The sequence below is a fragment of the Endozoicomonas sp. ALC020 genome (assembly GCF_049275935.1).
GTDB lineage: Bacteria > Pseudomonadota > Gammaproteobacteria > Pseudomonadales > Endozoicomonadaceae > Endozoicomonas_A.
In genome coordinates this window covers 6,047,819-6,063,851 of sequence record NZ_CP184830.1, presented here as the reverse complement: position 1 = coordinate 6,063,851, position 16,033 = coordinate 6,047,819, and the positions used below count along the sequence as shown (strand labels likewise).

Sequence of the window (16,033 nt, the reverse complement as noted above, 5' to 3'; positions counted from 1 at the left end):
TTATGGGCAAGTTAATTTACATCTGACTTTTTAATATGTTCGTCAGAGCTGATGTTTCGTGTTGCGACTTTGCCTAGTAACGAATTGAAGTCCTCTGCTAGTATTTCACCAGTGCCAGGGCGCTTAACCCAGATGTTGTCTTTACTGAATAGATCACCTTCTCTGATATCTCTGATTGCAACAACTGTTGCGAATGCAAAATCTATAGTAGGTTGTTCTTCATTAATCGGTGTTTTTGTTCCGCCCAAAGTCTTGTGGATGATTTTAGATCCTAAGATTAGCTCAGACATGGTTTTTGAATCATTTGAACAAACAATATCTGGCCCTGGTCGATCCATTCTATCTGTAAAGTGTCTTTCAAGGATTTTGGCGCCCAGTGCTACGGCACCCAGACATGCATAATTATTAACAGTATGGTCTGACAGACCAATTACAGCATTCGGAAATGCAGATTGCATTTCGGTCATAGCACCCAGTCTGACTAATTCTGGTGGTGTTGGGTAGACGTTAGTGCAGTGTAACAATGAGTATGGTACGCCATGCTTTTCAAAAATAGAGACTGCTTTTTTAATACTCTCTATGGTATTCATTCCAGTGCTGAGTATTATAGGTTTACCAAATGAGGCAATATAATCAATTAATGGGTAGTTGTTGCACTCACCGGAACCAATCTTATAGGCAGGTATATCCATTCGTTTGAGTCTGTTCGCAGCTGCACGAGAGAAAGGTGTGCTAATAAAGATCATACCTTTACTTTCGACATATTCTTTAAGTTTGATTTCTTCCTCTTCATTGAGTGAGCATCTATCCATTATTTCGTATATAGAAATATCTGCATTGCCAGGGATGACTTTTTTTGCCTCTGCACTCATTTCATCTTCAATGACATGGGTCTGGTGCTTAACCACTTCTACACCGGCTTCAGCTGCAGCATCTACCATCTCGAAGGCTGTTTTCAATGAGCCTTCGTGGTTGATTCCAATTTCAGCAATAACCAGTGGTTCGTCATTTGGACCAATTCGTCTGTTACCGATAAAAAATTCATTCATGTTGTATCTCTAAAAGTTTTGGCTGTTTTTAAGTGAGCTTTATTTAAAGTATCAAATACAGAATTTAGGGGTTAGATTGTGAATTTAGAATCCACTTTTAATATCACTGGTGTGATGCATGGTTTTCTGATCAGGCTTTTGTGCCATCAAATCTTCTGGTTCGCTATTGACTGAGATTAATGGATATTTGAGGGGGTTGTTCCCCAAGCTATAAGTAGATTTACGCTATGGTTCGTAATGATTTATATTCTGAAACGCTACCGCCCTTCGAGTTTTGCTTCGTGAGTTGTTGTAAGACTGACGCAAGCACGCATAGACTGAAACATCGAGATGGAAAATTTGGCTGAGTATTTTAAGATTTATCTTTTGATCAGGTTATTGTGTATTTTCAATACCTTGATCGGTTTTGTGCATCTGACCTACAGATATGATCTGAAACAACCAGATGTCGAAATCTGGCTGAGCATTTTAAGTTTTATGTTTTTTTGAGTAATAGTGTATTTGCACACTTGATTTAAGGGTTACTACATTGCGTATTGCTGCTATGTTCCCGTAAAGGTGCGAATATAAGCTAGGTAATAAGTACCTTGTATAAAGGTGGAGAAGTATCGTGATCTCTATTATCTATATATATTTTGCACACGAAATTCAGAAGTCTTGTATTTCCCTGAAATCTATACTGTATTGATTTCCTATGCAATAAGTACTAGAACCTATCTCTGATTTGCCTTGCCTAAGTTTTGCTCACGACTTCGATCGCTAACCTTTCGACTGTTCGAAAGGGTTACAACTCCTTTTAATCTGCTATGCTCAGATCTCGAATAAAAAACCATTAATTGAAGTAGTATGATTCTTGAGGCTAGAGCCACGGCATTGGAAAAGAATCGGGAGCATTGCGACAAGGTCCCTGTTGGTATTGAGGGCACTCTAGGGTTGATTCTCAGGGAACAGGAGGGGATGAAGTAAGAGATCACCGGGGTGAAGAAAGAGATGGACAGGCGCTTTAGTGAGCACGATCAGATACTCACTGGCCTCAAAAGCACAGTGGCCTGGATTCTGAGGTGGCAAATATGGGTGAGGGAAGAATTGGCGGATCACAGTAGACGCTTCGACAAAGTTGAAGAGCTGCTGGTCCAGATCGTCAACAACCTTGCCAGCAAGTAATCAACTTGTTTCCATGCATGGACCGATAGAGCCTTGAAGCGCACGAACAAGTCAAATCGCTAACGACCACTGATTATTTTCAGCCTTGAGCGTCAGCTGCTTGATGGCCTGTGCCTCTTCGCTCTGTGCAAGAAGGTTGAGGAAAAAGCTGATTTTGCTGCTCGTGTTTATGGTTTCCAGATAGATAGATCGAAGCACTGCGTCCGAGGTTCTTGGTATAGCGATTTGATCCTTCTCCCAGCGAGCAACTGTTTGGCTATTAACACCCAATATTTCCGCCATGTTTTTTTGAGACATGCCACACTCGATTCTCAAAAATCGCACCTCCTCACCCAGGAGCGGGGTTTTCTTTTCAGTAATATATTTGGCAATGATTCGGTGAAGACCATGAACATCTTCTACGCCCACATAAGTCTCACCATCTATGGTTTCAATATCGTACCCATCAGCAAGGTAAATGTAAGATAAACCACACTCTGTATAGTGATAATTCATATCTCAGTCCTCCATCATCACTTAACGATAACTGTAACAATGTAAATGCTAGGCGCGTCTTCTGGTCTACGTATATCGATAACAAGCTCTATCGCCGTACCAGAAGAAAAGCCCATCAGGTTGAACTTCCATGTTCCTCTGGGAGTCTGATATGGGCTCTCGGTGATATAGCTTCGATGAGAGCCTAAAACATCGAATACTTGCTTGTTGCTGACTCCCCTTTCCAGCATGCGATCTTTGGCATGCTGGCTAAATCTGACAGACTGGGTATGGTTGTCTGCTAAATCGCGCACGATATTTAATGCTGAATTCGGCTTGAGTGGGAATTCCTCAACAGTATGCGGTTTTTTTGAGTCCATGTACTACCTATCAGTTTGATAGTTATCATTATGATAGATTGTTATTTGATGTTGTAAATAGATAATTTTTGAAGTTCAGTAAGTCAGGATGATCAAATGATTTAGGCAAGCCAAAATGTTCGAAAGATTCTTTGATGGCTTGTTAGCCAAATGAAGGTTTATGATGCAGGATTTTTTTGTAAATTGCTGAAAATAAAGGTTAATTTGGTCGGAGCGAGAGGATTCGAACCTCCGACCCCCACAACCCCATTGTGGTGCGCTACCAGGCTGCGCTACGCTCCGACGTGCCGCTCTGTGCGGCGGAGCTGTATATTACCTTTCTAATGCGGATTTGCAAGTCTTAGTCTGATTTCCTTCTATAGCAACCACTATAACAACAATGGATTAGCGAACAGAAAATGAAGAAATGTTTACTTTTTCTCCGTGTCAGACTATAGCCTTAACGACGAATCCAGTAGGATAACGACCTTAATCATCTTTCTTATGGGTTAACGCCAGTGTTAAATGCAATCAAAAGGGTTCTGACGCTATCTTTTTTACTCTTTGCCAGTCAACTGCTGGCAGAGCAGAAAGCAACAGCTCCAGATAAACCTGCTTCAGAAGCTGTGCAGCCTGTTGATGTAGTGATCAAGACCAGCAAAGGTGATATGACAGTTCGCCTGAATCCCGAGAGGGCCCCCGCCACCGTAGAGAACTTTCTCGCTTATGTAGACCAAGGGTTCTATGAAGGTCTGGTTTTTCACCGAGTGATGCCTGGCTTTATGATTCAGGGCGGTGGCATGACCGCAGATATGAGTCAAAAGCCGACGGAGGCACCTATCACGAATGAGTCTGGTAATGGCCTCAGGAACAGTCGTGGCACTGTCGCTATGGCAAGAACCTCTGACCCGGACAGCGCTACCTCTCAGTTCTTCATTAATCTCGTTAATAATGATTTTTTGAATAATCGTCCGGGTCGTCCGGGCTATGCAGTGTTTGGCGAGGTGATTAAAGGTGACGAGGTTATGGATTCCATAGCTTCCGTGAAAACCGGGAATAGAGGGCCTCATGCAAATGTTCCTGTTGACCCGATCACCATTCTGGCAGTTGAAAGAGTCAGAAACCCAATTAAGTAAAACAGCTATAAGCGTCGCTGTTACCCCAATAACTATCAGGTAAATAAGGTTCCATGAAGCGTTGGGCAAAAAATTGTCTGTTAATCATCTTGTTGCCGGTTATTACAGCCTGCGACAGCTTTTGGAATAGCAGGCTGGCATTAAAATCTGTTGATCAACCTGAGATGGAAGCATTGGTCCGGGAGCAGGGCTGGGTCCTGGTCGATGTTCGAGACAGTAACTGGTATAACGGATGGCCTTCGGGTAATGATCCGGATGGGGGGCATATTCCGGGTGCCCGAAACTTTGACCTGGCTTTGATGACAGCCGACCCTGAACCTGTTCAGAACCTTTTGGCCAGTAAGGGAATATCGCCTGACAACAATATCGTTGTTTATGGTCGCGACAAGCAGGATGCCCAGGTGCTCGCCCAGTGGCTGGTGGATGAGCAGGGCTTTAATGAGGATCGGATTCGTGTGTTTGAAGCAGGCTTTTCTTCCTGGCTGACCCAGGGTGGCAAGCCTGCCAAGTTGCCGGGTTATGAGCGACTGGTTACACCTGAGTGGCTGGATGAGCAGCTTAAGGTAAATTCCGATCTTATGGTACTGGATGTCTCCTGGGGCAGGGGGGCTCGCTATGTCGTTGAGCATATTCCCGGTGCCCTGCATGTTGAAACCGGCAGCCTGGAGTCGATTATCAAGGAGTCAAAAAAACTGGTGTCGGTCCTGCTCAGGCTGGGTATCACTAAAGATACGCCTATAGTCGTTTATGGCGATGATATGATTGCCGCTGCACGAGTTTTGTTTGTTCTTCAATATGCCGGTGTCAAAGATGTACGACTTCTCAATGGTGGACTTAAAGCCTGGACGGGTTCAGGCTTCCCGGTAGAAAGAGGCATTAACCACGCGACACCTGCCAGACAGTTTGGTAGCCGTATTCCTGCTGATTCTGAACTATGGATAGTTACGATGGCATTAGAAAAAATTGCGGCGGCAAATGGATAAAGTTGAGTCCATCCTGAGGCAGGCGGCTGAAAACAATCATCGTGCTCTATTGGTTTTATCCGGGACAGAAGTCTGGGCACAGCAGCAGGCTGAATGCCTGTTTCAAAATGCACTCCTGTGCTCAAATAATCCGGAGCTACAAGCTCTCTGGGTAGGTGAGCGCAAGCGGGGAAATGAAAGTTCGATCTCTGCATCTAAAGCTACAAGCTGGTTAGGGCGTGAGATTGACTTCCTGGTATTTAACGCCTTTTCCGGTTTTGATGTCGATGCCTTTGGTCAACTCAGTGGTGCTTTGAAAGGGGGAGGGCTTTTCGTACTTCTGGTGCCAGACCTGGATAACTGGCCAGATTACTGCGACCCGGACCATAAAAGACTTACTGTTTACCCCTATCAGCCTGAGCAGATCGGGGGGCTCTATCTGAAAAGGCTGGCAAACCTTATCAAGTCTGAAACGACGCTCTCTCTGTTATGCGAGAACAGCGATGCTCGATGGCAACAAACTGTTTGTTACACCGATTTATCTGATTCTTATCAAGCTGGATCAAAAGGCGACAGTGCTTGTAGAACATGGGATCAATCCGGGGCTGTTGAAGCTATTCTTCGCGTGGCAAAAGGCCATCGGCGTCGTCCATTAGTGCTGACTGCAGATCGTGGTCGGGGCAAGAGTGCTGCACTGGGTATTGCCTCCGCCCGCTTACTGCAATCGGGGCTTTCAAGGATATGGGTAACGGCCCCCTCTCTGACTTCTGCCGAAGTCGTCTTTAATACCGCTGAATCATTGCTTGATGGGTGTGAAGTCCGCCGGGGAAAACTGCTTTGGGAAGGCAGTATACTTGAATTCAAAGCACCCGACGAACTCCTGCATCCTGATGATGACTCTGGTTGCGACCTAATGCTGGTCGATGAAGCCGCTGCTATCCCGGTGCCACTGTTGACCCAATTGTTAAGGAATCATTCCAGAATCGTTTTCTCATCCACCCAGCATGGCTATGAAGGAACGGGCAGGGGTTTTGCCATCAAGTTCAAGTCAACACTGTCTGAACTGACGCCAAAATGGCAGGGTCTGCATCTGAAACAGCCGATCCGTTGGGCTGGTAATGATCCTTTCGAGGCGTTTGTTTTCAGAGCGTTGATGCTGAATGCCTCACCTGTTTCAGAGGAAATGGTAGAGGGTGCAGGTATTGAGAACTGTTCATTTGATCGTCTTGAGTCGACTGAACTGATTCATGACGATCAGCTGCTGACGGATGTGTTTGGTCTGCTGGTATTCGCCCATTATCGAACCCGTCCTTTTGATCTCAGGCATTTACTGGATGGCCCGAATATCGAGGTGCACTGCCTCAGGTATCAGGAACGTGTCGTGGCAACGGCGTTAATGGCGCTGGAAGGTGGCATTGAAGACAACTTGCAGGAAGCGGTCTGGCTTGGGCAGCGCAGGGTTCGGGGTCATCTTATTCCACAGTCTCTCAGCAATCATTGTGGTTTTCCGGAGGCTTCAGGCTTTAAAGGTTTGAGGGTTATTCGAATTGCGGTACATCCTTCATTGCAGGGGAATGGGCTCGGCACTCATCTGTTGAAATGCATTGAAGAGCAGGCAAAGCTCAGAAAACTGGATTATCTGGGCAGTAGCTTTGGTGCAACCTCAGAACTGGCGTCTTTTTGGGGAGGTTCGGGCTATCTTCCTGTTCGAGTGGGTATTACCCGTGAAGCGGCCAGTGGCTGTTATTCAGTGATGGTTTTGAAGTCACTGAATGAAGCATTTTGTCTTCTTGTTAAAGAAATGCAGTGTCGTTTTACTTCAGGTTTTCTGATCCAGCTGCCCGGGGTATTCAGAGAAATGACTCCTGATCTGGCTCGAGTGATACTTCGCTTGAGTCATTCAAACATTGAATCGGTTCTGGATCAGCGAGATCAGATGGATCTGAAATCTCTTGTCTGTTCGGATCGTCTGTTTGAAAGTTGTCTGCCTGCCATTCGCTCCCTCCTTTTATCAAAAATTTCTGACAGCTCTGTCTCGAAGGTCGCTTTGAATGTCTTGATAGCCAAAGTACTTCAGTTGAATGACTGGTCAGAGATAGCCAGGGCGAATGGCCTGACGGGCAGAAAGCAGGCCGTTCAATTTTTAAAGCAATGTGTCCGGGGCTTATGTACGCAACAAAAAATCGCTGAAAGCCAAAGTAGCTCCCAGCTTTAAGGAGTCAATCAGAGAAATTTGAGCATTTAACCACGCCGCCAAAGTTCTCTTTCTTGCAAAGCTTAACGTTTCCGTTTTCAGAATCCAGAACCCATATTCTGTGATCCTGATCCTTACTCTGGACGGGGTAAGCCACAAACCTGCCTGTAATGATGCTTCTTAAAGAATCCGCCGCCCAAACTGCGCTACTGAATAAAGCGGCAGCCAAAATAATCATCAGATAGTTTTTTGGATAGTTCTTTTTCATAAATGATATTTCCTCAACTCTTGAAAATGGTTGACTTCAATGCAAACTGGTTAGGTACTTACTATATAGACAACAAAAAAAAGTAATCGTTCACCGCTGAAAATCCAGTCTGCTGTAAAAGAGGCGTCTGGGAGAACGGGGCAATCCGTTGTTGAAGCCGGACTGACAGGCAATAAGGAGGTTCGGCAATGACGGATAGACTTTCTCTATCAAACCGTTAAAAAATACTGATTTCAGGCATTACACTGACTCGTTTATAGTCAGTGGCATCCTTTTATATGAATTTGAATCCTGATTAGAGTTAGGTGGATTTTATGGATCGTTTTACCGTTTTTGGACGTCCGGGCTGTGGCTACTGTGTGCGGGCTAAAGAAGTGCTGGAAAGCCGTGGACTGCCCATGTTGTATGTGGATATTCATGCGGAAGGTATCACCAAGGCAGATCTGGAAAAAACCGTTGGAAAGCCGGTTGAAACCGTGCCTCAGATCTTTCACGGCCAAAAGTACATTGGCGGTTACACAGAGTTGGCTGCCTATTTGAAAGAAGAGTTGGTGGAATCCCTGCAAGGCTGAGGTCAACAGCCAGCCGCTGCACCATTGCCAGCTGCTGCACAACCACTGCAACCAATGAGCCTTTGCGCTAGTGAAAGTGCCAGTTGATGATAAAGACGCTGACAATGGTGGTTATCAAACTGAGAAAGGTAATGATGTATTGTCGGGTGAAGGAACCCATTTCGGCTCGAGCATCGGTAATTTCAGCACGTACACCGGCTATCTCTTTATGCAGCTCAGTACGCACACCGGCTATTTCCCTATGCATCTCAGTACGCAAGGCACTGATATCCGAACTCAGTGACTGATAATTGCGCTCACTTTGCAGTTGTATCTGCATAATGGCTTCCTGCATGATCAGGATATCCTTTTTACTGGCATTGTATTCCGGATCAAGGGAAGCACTGACCTTACTGGCCAGTTCTTCATCAATGCCAATACGCTTGAGCTCTGAAAATAACGACTTTTCCATAACCACCCCGACAAAAACTGAAAAAACAGCATAGATCAGGGATGACATTATGACCAGCTGGCATGACTAGACCGCAGACCCATTTTTCAACAGGCCGACGATGCCGAAAAAGAACGTCTGTGCAACCATTACCGGGATCAGAATCTGGCCCCTGCCATTGCCATGGAAAACCGGGCCGGAGCGAAAAGCATTTTTGATGAGCAGGCACGTTCAGGCATATTTATAAATTCGAGAGTGCGGGTTTTCCGAGATTTTCACCAGTCTGGTGTCACTGCGTGTGAGTCGCTCCTGTTTGGCAGAGGGGTCAAAAGGTTTGATCCGGTTGAACTCTGGTAATGGCTGGCCTTTTTCCAGCTGGACAAAAACAGGCAGGGGCGTATTGATCTGGCCAGGATAGAGTTTGCGAAAATCTTTATCCGTTTTTCTCAGTTGCTCAATATCCTTTGCCCAGGTCAGGTTGGCACGCAGATGAGGGCTCAGCATTCTTTTAATAATAACGGTCTCAGCGGCAGGCATCTGCTCAAGCATCTGGATGTCTGTCTGGATGGCGTTGGAAGTCAGGTATTTCTTGCGCAGGTGATCAATCGCCTCATTTGCAGAAAGCTTCACAGAGCCGCTGTGGTGGGCTGCCCAGCTGAAGCCAATGCGACGGGGTGGAGTCTCAAAGAGTTTTAGTTGACGGTAACTCTGGACGAAATGTATGTGGGCAAACTGCAAGCCGCCGAGCATTTTTTCCCTGATCTCGTCCGAGGTTTCTTCAATGGCCTCAATACTGTCTCCGTAGAGTTTCCTGAACTCGGACATAGCCTGTTTGAAGTTTTCCCGGGCTTCGTTAAGTTTTATACCCGTCTGCAGCGTTTCTTTGGCAATGCCAACTATTCCGGGCAGTCGGGCTGTTTCCTGTTTGTTTTGTTGATCGGTATAGATCAGTCGGGTGCTGGTTTCTGCCGCCAGAGCACGGTCATTCTTGTCTTCGTCCGGGGATTTCATAACCCAAACGGGCAGGAGCTGGTCATCATAGACCTGATCACGAAACTGTCTGTTGACGGTCACCATATGAATCAGGGTGTCTCTGACGGCAATCCTGGCCGCCGTCTTCTGACTCATGGTGACAGCCTTTCTATTGACCAGTTGGATTCTGTTCGTTTAAACAGGAAACGGTCGTGCAGACGATTGGGGCGCCCCTGCCAGAATTCTATGGCTTCAGGGATGATCCGATAGCCCCCCCAGAAATCCGGTAAAGGAACCTTGCCTTCCTTGAATTTTCTTTTCATTTCTTCCAGCTTCATCTCAAGCACTTTTCTGCCAGTGATGACTGAACTCTGCTGTGAAACCCAGGCTCCTAACTGGCTGCCGTGAGGGCGGCTGGCGAAATATTTTAGCGAGTCGGTTTTGGAAATCTTTTCGGCCCGACCCCGAACAGTGACCTGTCTTTCCAGGGCAACCCAGGGAAACATAATGGCTACATTGGGGTTGTCGGCAATGTCCTGAGCCTTGCGACTGCTGTAGTTGGTGAAAAAGACAAAGCCCTCGGGGCTTACGTATTTCAGCAGGACGGTGCGCAGGCTGGGTAAACCATCTCTGGATGTTGTTGCCAGGCTCATGGCGTTGGGTTCGGGCAGTTGTGCTTCGACCGCTTGTTGAAACCACAGGTCAAACTGTTGGAATGGATCGGGATCAAGAGAGTCCAGATCGAGACCCGCCTGAGTGTAATTCTCTCGCAGATGGCTGATATCCATGTTCATACTTCGCTGATGCAGTGAGTTTATTGTATATGAACCGGTCAGGTCGTGAAACCGCTGTCAAATCTGGTCAGTGGAGTTGTACTTAAGACCTGAATCCTTGCATTGGGCTTGTCGAAGTGCGATACCATTTTGGGTATTAATTAATAGAAAATGATTAACGACACCGTTAACCTAATGCCCTGATTACACGTGTTTTTTTAAAAGGCCGCATTTGTGAATAGGGTATTACTTTGTTTTTATTTGAAGTTCTGGTTTATTTCTCGTTGTGCGAGTTTTTATTGGTTGAAAGTACTGTGTTCATTGGTATTAATACGATTTGTTGAGCTGGTCTATATCAATGAGAATACAGCCTCTTGTTCAAGATTATAATAGTGTGTGGGGGCAGATGCTTGAAGGTGGAAGAGTTTCATCTCTGAGGGTTTTTCTCCGTCGATGCGGTGAACGGACCACAGAACTCACTTCATGCCCTGTCCCTTGAGGTAGGGTAATTGATTTAATCCAAGTCATTCTGACTGAAATTAAAGTCAAACATACTTAATACCTTAATCCTGTCTTTCCAATTCCTTTCAGAAGGGAAGGGCCCTCAGGCCTTTGGCTTCCTGTACCCTGAGAAAGGGCAAATGAAAAATACAAATACCTGGTTAGGTATTTAACTCTTGTTAAACAGGCTGGTTTTAATGAGCACAACGTCAACGGTCGCACCTTCTGCCAATGACGGCAAGAAGTCCATTATTGAAAGAATCGGAAAAAAAATACCTGACCCGGTCATCATCTTTATCTGGTTATTCGGCCTGACTCTGGCAGGTTCTTTCCTGATGGGAGGCCACAGCTTTGAAGTTATGGGCGCTGATGGTGGTCAGATTGTTCATACTGTCAAAAACATGCTGACCACAGAAAATGTCCGCTGGATGTTTGAAAATGCCATTCTGACAAACTGGTTGTCCTTTGGTCACGGCGTTCTTGGCATCATCCTGATTGTTATGTTGGGGGTCGGTGTTGCAGAAGACTCTGGTCTTCTATCCACCCTGATCAAGAAGGCCGGTCTTAAAGTGAACGATAAATACCTGCCTGCTTTGCTGGTATTCATTGGCATCATGAGCAGTGTAGCCACCGATGCCGGTTATCTGGTTCTGATTCCACTGGCAGGCCTTTTGTATGCGGGCCTCGGCAAGAATCCTCTGATTGGCATGGCGGCTGCGTTTGCCGGTGTCTCTGCCGGGTTCAGTGCGAATCTGCTGCCTGCTACTCCGGTGGATGTTATCGTTGGTGTCAATGCTCAGATTTTTGCTGAATCTCAGGGAGTGCCTTTCACTAACGCAGCCGGTGAAGCACTAACGCCTGCCACCATGCACTATTTCTTTATTTTTGCATCGACTTTTATCCTGGCGACTGTGGGTGCCTGGGTGACCCACAAGTTTGTTACTCCCAAACTTGAGAAAATGGATTATCAGATACCTGAAGATCTGGATATCACCAATTTCGAACTCACCAAAGCTGAGAACAAGGGCCTGAAGGCCGCATTTTTTGGCCTGCTGGTTTCCATTGCCATTATGACAGGTCTGGCAATGGGGCCGCTGGCTGAATACACCAATGAAGCCGGTAAGGTGGTCAACCCATTCCTTAATAACATCATCCTGATGATTACCATGACTTTCCTCATTGTGGGTGTTTGCTATGGCAAATCGACAGGTAAATTCAAGGTTATGCAGGATGTTATCAGTGCCATGGTCAAGCAGATGAATACTGTCGGCTATGTACTGGTGTTGACCTTCTTCTGCTACAACTTTCTGGCCCTGTTGAGCTTTACCGGACTGGGGACCTACATTACCTTTCTGGGAGCGAGTTTCCTTCAGTTCCTGGGGTTGGATAATTTCCCAATTCTCTTGATCATTGGCTTCATTATCACCACTGCAGTCATCAACCTGTTTGTCGGCGGCCTGACATCCAAGTGGATGCTGCTGGGTCCAATCTTCGTACCTATGCTCTACCAGGCTAACCCGGCGATGACTCCTGATCTGGTGGCCGCAGCATTTCGTGTTGCTGACTCTTCCACCAACATTATTACACCGATGATGACTTATGCGGGTGTTATTCTGGCCTTTATGAGGAAGTACAAGCCTGATCTGACCATTGGTGACATGATCGGAATCATGATGCCTTATTCCATTGCCTTTATCACTATCTGGACGACTGCATTGATAGGGTTCTTCGCCTTCAATATTCCCCTGGGCTTCTGATCCCTCAAAGAAGAAAACCAGCCTTCAGGGCTGGTTTTCTTTATTTTCAAATCTTCAGCGCAACAGGGCGTTAGAAAGTTTGATTGGTATAAGTACTCAACCATACGAAATCATATTTTCTGACTTATTGTTCAGGCACTCGCGGCAACTGCTCCTGCGTTGCTCTAGCTCCTGCATCCATGCAGTCGTGATGCGTTGCAACTCTGGTCACATAGCTTGCTATGTGCCCGTCGTTGCGCCTTGCAGAGCACCTGCCCAATAAGCCAGAAATATTCGATTCCGTGTGGCTGAGTACTTAATACTCGAACCTTTAATCCTTTCTGTGGTACAAGTGTAATTAGATTACGACTGCTACTTTTGTACTCTGGTTTAAAATCTTGACGAATAGAAAAATAGATATAAATACAGGCACCCTTTGTACGTGCGTCTATACGGACATCTTTGCGAACAGTAAAAGGATGGTAAATTGGCTGTCTCAGTGCTTGATAATTAGCCCTGTCTGCAGAAAGTATTCAGCTGGGATCAAGACCTTTAGAAGGTGTGGGAACTTTTATGCTACGAAAGCACATGTCTCTGATTGTGGGAGTGCTGGCAACGATACTGGCAAGTGGGTGTACAGTGACAGCTGAACGAAATGCAATGGAAAAAAGTCGGGTGGTGGTGAAAAGTCCAGCGGATGATCGGGACTATCGTTTTGTCGAGTTGGACAATGGTCTCAAGGCTCTTCTGATTTCTGATCCGGATACCGATAAGGCCGCTGCCGCAGTGGATGTGAAAGTGGGTAGTTTCCAGGACCCGGACAATCGTCTGGGGCTGGCTCATTTTCTTGAACATATGTTATTTCTGGGCAATGAAAAATACCCGGAAGTGGATGGGTATTTTGAATACATCCGTGCCAATGGCGGCAGTGCCAATGCCTATACGGCTGATACCCGAACCAATTATTTCTTCGATATTAACAGTGACAAGCTGAGACCTGCGCTGGATCAGCTGGCACAGTTTTTTGTCTCCCCTACGCTGGATCCTGCTTATGTTGATCGTGAGCGTAATGCCGTTGATTCAGAATATAAGCTTCATGCCAATGAAGATGGCTGGCGTCTGATGACAGCTCAGAACGCTACTTCAAATCCGGCTCATCCCCGCAGTCGTTTCAATATCGGTAGTCTGGAAACCCTTGCCAACGAAGACGGCAGGTCACTCTGGAAAGACCTTAAGAGGTTTCACGATGCCTACTATGTAGCGGAGAATATCGGCGTTGTTATCTATGGCAAGGAATCAACAGATGTTCTGGAAAATTGGTTAAAAGAGTCTTTTGCCGGAGTACCTGAAGGCCAGTCACCGGGCACTCATATTGGTCTTGCTCCCTATACACCTGAGCAGCTGGGTGTTCGTATTGATCTGGTACCTCTAAAAGACGTCCGGGTACTCTCTTTGAGCTTTCCAATGCCCAGTCAATATGAGAATTACCGCAAGAAGCCTCTGGGCTATCTGGCGAGAATACTGGGTTATGAAGGTGAGGGCAGTCTGCACAGTTATTTGAAGGAGCGTGGTCTGATAGAGTCGCTGTCTTCTTATTCCAGCCATTTACCCGGAGAGTTCAGTGAGTTCACGGTTCGAATGGAGTTGACTCCAAAAGGTCTGGAGCAGGTCGACGAGATGACTGCCCTGGTGTTTGATTATCTGGATCTGGTTCGCAAACAGGGTTTGGAGCTCCGGATATACGAGGAAGCTCGTCAGCTGGCAGAACTGGGATTCCGTTACCAGGAAGATGCCAATCCACAGCAGACCGCATCCGGACTGGCTTCTCGCATTCACGATATCCCGCCTCAGGATATTTTGCGGACCAGCTACCTCTACGAAGACTTTGATCGCGAGCTGATCAGTGATCTGCTTGATCAAATGAAGCCTTCGAACATGAGGCAGGTTGTTATTGCCAGAGGCATTGAAACGGATCAGGTCGAGCCCTATTTCAAGACTCATTACAGTATCAAACCTCTGTCTGATACCCTGGTGAAGCGACTTTTATCGCCTCAGATTCATGCAGAAATGACCATTCCCGAGCCTAATGACTTTATTGCCCGGGATTTGAAGCTGCGTGAAAGCAGTTCCGGTGATAAGCCCGGGGTGTTACTGGAAGAGCCCGGCTTTCAAGTCTGGAGTATGACAGACAGCAGCTTTGAAGTGCCCAAAGCCAATGTTCGCATCAAGATATCCTCCGGGAAGGCTTCCGAAACAGAAGCCGATCTTGTAGAGATGCAACTCTACAGCGTCCTCCTGAGACGAAGTCTGAATGAATACGGCTACCCAGCCAAAGAAGCGGGCCTGAACTACGGTGTTTCATCCAGCCGGGAAGGGCTGACCATTGCGCTGTCTGGCTATCAGGATAAGCAGGAGCTTCTGCTAAAAGACATTCTCAAGGCCATCAGGCAGTTCAACCCCGATCAGGCCGGTTTTGACCAGGAGAAGGCGCTGCTGATCAGAAGGCTCAAAAACAAGCAGTTCCAGCCACCCTATCGACTGGGTATGGATCGTTTGAGCCAGGAACTTTATCCCACCTATCGTGACGATAAGACGTTACTGGCAGCCGCTGAAAAGGTGACCTTCAGTGATGTTAAACAGTTTGCCAGTGACTTCTATCGTTCGATTTATATCCAGATGCTGGTCCATGGAAACCACAGTTCACAAGAGGCTATGAAGCTGGCTGAGCTGGTGGAAAAAGCTTTGTTAACGAAAGACAACCGTGGCCGTCAATTCAGGCAGCCTCTTAATCTTCTGAAGGATAAGAAGCGCACCATCAAGACTGACTTTAACCACAATGACTCTCTCTATATCACTTACTACCAGCGCCCTGGTACTGATGACAGAGATCGTGCCGTATACTCCCTGCTGGGCAGACTGCTGGCGACTCCCTTCTTCAACCAGTTGCGGACAGAGCAGCAGCTGGGATACATCGTCTTTGCCGGTCCCCGTCCTGTTGAACGTCATCCTGGCTTAATCTTTGTGGTGCAGTCTCCTGTGCTGGGGCCGGAAGGTATCGAGGAGAAGGTAGAAGTCTTCCTGAAGGGCCAGAAAGAGAAGATGAAATCCCTGACCGATGAAGAGTTGGAGCAGTATCGTCAGGGCCTGTTGGGTGATCTTTTGAAGAAAGATGCCAACCTGGATGAGCGCAGCTCCCGTTTCTGGCAATCCCTGGATGGTCAGGAAGCCGGTTTTGATTTCCAGAAGCTCATTGCTGAAGAAGTGAAGACCGTCTCTGTTGAAGAGATTCAGCAGGCGCTGGATACCGTTCTAGAAGATAAGGGAAGATTGACCGTTGAGTCTGTTGGCAAGGCCCAGACGGACCGGGAAAGCTGAGTTCTCGTATCCAGGCCAGACGATTTATCTGGTTTGGATTTATCTCAGAAAAATAATTGGCTATGGAC

The 16,033-nt window shown here is 46.6% G+C and carries 14 protein-coding genes and 1 tRNA gene; 7 read left to right on the top strand and 8 right to left on the bottom strand.

The window, feature by feature from the left end:
* Nucleotides 1-11 precede the first annotated feature (11 nt).
* Nucleotides 12-1,049: an N-acetylneuraminate synthase gene (gene neuB, locus ACOJUO_RS22330; protein ID WP_422138206.1), complete on the bottom strand. Its 1,038-nt coding sequence runs from the start codon at nucleotides 1,047-1,049 to the stop codon at nucleotides 12-14.
* A 978-nt stretch (nucleotides 1,050-2,027) separates the two neighbouring features.
* Between neuB and ACOJUO_RS22325 the strand changes: the two genes are divergently transcribed.
* Nucleotides 2,028-2,213, top strand: coding sequence for a hypothetical protein (locus ACOJUO_RS22325; protein ID WP_422138205.1), 186 nt, complete (start codon nucleotides 2,028-2,030; stop codon nucleotides 2,211-2,213).
* 51 nt (nucleotides 2,214-2,264) lie between these two features.
* Here the strand turns inward: ACOJUO_RS22325 and ACOJUO_RS22320 are convergent, their stop codons facing one another.
* The 3 genes from ACOJUO_RS22320 to ACOJUO_RS22310 all read right to left on the bottom strand — a co-directional run bounded on the left by ACOJUO_RS22320 (nucleotide 2,265) and on the right by ACOJUO_RS22310 (nucleotide 3,349).
* Nucleotides 2,265-2,708, bottom strand: coding sequence for a helix-turn-helix domain-containing protein (locus ACOJUO_RS22320; RefSeq protein ID WP_422134103.1), 444 nt, complete (start codon nucleotides 2,706-2,708; stop codon nucleotides 2,265-2,267).
* 17 nt (nucleotides 2,709-2,725) lie between these two features.
* A complete protein-coding gene (locus ACOJUO_RS22315; RefSeq protein ID WP_422138204.1) occupies nucleotides 2,726-3,067 on the bottom strand; it encodes a DUF4258 domain-containing protein in 342 nt (113 codons plus the stop codon).
* Nucleotides 3,068-3,272: 205 nt separating this feature from the next.
* Nucleotides 3,273-3,349, bottom strand: a tRNA-Pro gene (locus ACOJUO_RS22310).
* 215 nt (nucleotides 3,350-3,564) lie between these two features.
* Between ACOJUO_RS22310 and ACOJUO_RS22305 the strand changes: the two genes are divergently transcribed.
* Genes ACOJUO_RS22305 through ACOJUO_RS22295 form a run of 3 tightly spaced genes read left to right on the top strand, consistent with a single transcriptional unit; the run spans nucleotide 3,565 to nucleotide 7,359 of the window.
* Nucleotides 3,565-4,182: a peptidylprolyl isomerase gene (locus ACOJUO_RS22305; protein WP_422138203.1), complete on the top strand. Its 618-nt coding sequence runs from the start codon at nucleotides 3,565-3,567 to the stop codon at nucleotides 4,180-4,182.
* A 53-nt stretch (nucleotides 4,183-4,235) separates the two neighbouring features.
* Nucleotides 4,236-5,165, top strand: a complete 930-nt coding sequence (locus ACOJUO_RS22300; protein ID WP_422138202.1) for a sulfurtransferase — start codon at nucleotides 4,236-4,238, stop codon at nucleotides 5,163-5,165.
* Nucleotides 5,158-7,359 (top strand): tRNA(Met) cytidine acetyltransferase TmcA, encoded by a 2,202-nt coding sequence (locus ACOJUO_RS22295; protein WP_422138201.1) that lies wholly within the window; start codon nucleotides 5,158-5,160, stop codon nucleotides 7,357-7,359. The genes ACOJUO_RS22300 and ACOJUO_RS22295 overlap by 8 nt, the downstream gene beginning before the upstream one ends.
* 4 nt (nucleotides 7,360-7,363) lie before the next feature.
* Here the strand turns inward: ACOJUO_RS22295 and ACOJUO_RS22290 are convergent, their stop codons facing one another.
* Nucleotides 7,364-7,606: a hypothetical protein gene (locus tag ACOJUO_RS22290; RefSeq protein WP_422138200.1), complete on the bottom strand. Its 243-nt coding sequence runs from the start codon at nucleotides 7,604-7,606 to the stop codon at nucleotides 7,364-7,366.
* Between the two features lie 314 nt (nucleotides 7,607-7,920).
* On the opposite strand from ACOJUO_RS22290, the gene ACOJUO_RS22285 reads away from it, so the two are divergent.
* The gene (locus ACOJUO_RS22285; protein ID WP_317146159.1) at nucleotides 7,921-8,178 is read left to right on the top strand and encodes a GrxA family glutaredoxin; all 258 of its coding nucleotides are present in this window, start codon (nucleotides 7,921-7,923) and stop codon (nucleotides 8,176-8,178) included.
* 67 nt (nucleotides 8,179-8,245) lie between these two features.
* On the opposite strand, the gene ACOJUO_RS22280 is transcribed toward ACOJUO_RS22285, so the two are convergent.
* The 3 genes from ACOJUO_RS22280 to pdxH form a co-directional block, all read right to left on the bottom strand.
* Nucleotides 8,246-8,629, bottom strand: coding sequence for a hypothetical protein (locus ACOJUO_RS22280; protein ID WP_422138199.1), 384 nt, complete (start codon nucleotides 8,627-8,629; stop codon nucleotides 8,246-8,248).
* Nucleotides 8,630-8,839: 210 nt separating this feature from the next.
* Nucleotides 8,840-9,736 carry a DNA replication terminus site-binding protein gene (locus ACOJUO_RS22275; RefSeq protein ID WP_422134096.1) on the bottom strand — a complete coding sequence of 299 codons (897 nt, stop codon included), beginning with the start codon at nucleotides 9,734-9,736 and terminating at the stop codon, nucleotides 8,840-8,842.
* A complete protein-coding gene (pdxH, locus tag ACOJUO_RS22270; RefSeq protein WP_422134095.1) occupies nucleotides 9,733-10,368 on the bottom strand; it encodes a pyridoxamine 5'-phosphate oxidase in 636 nt (211 codons plus the stop codon). The genes ACOJUO_RS22275 and pdxH overlap by 4 nt, the downstream gene beginning before the upstream one ends.
* Nucleotides 10,369-11,051: 683 nt before the next feature.
* Here pdxH and ACOJUO_RS22265 point away from each other — a divergent pair.
* Both ACOJUO_RS22265 and ACOJUO_RS22260 read left to right on the top strand, forming a co-directional pair.
* On the top strand, nucleotides 11,052-12,611 hold the full coding sequence (locus tag ACOJUO_RS22265; RefSeq protein WP_422134094.1) for an AbgT family transporter: 1,560 nt from the start codon (nucleotides 11,052-11,054) through the stop codon (nucleotides 12,609-12,611).
* Nucleotides 12,612-13,163: 552 nt separating this feature from the next.
* On the top strand, nucleotides 13,164-15,965 hold the full coding sequence (locus ACOJUO_RS22260) for an insulinase family protein (protein ID WP_422138198.1): 2,802 nt from the start codon (nucleotides 13,164-13,166) through the stop codon (nucleotides 15,963-15,965).
* Nucleotides 15,966-16,033: the final 68 nt, after the last annotated feature.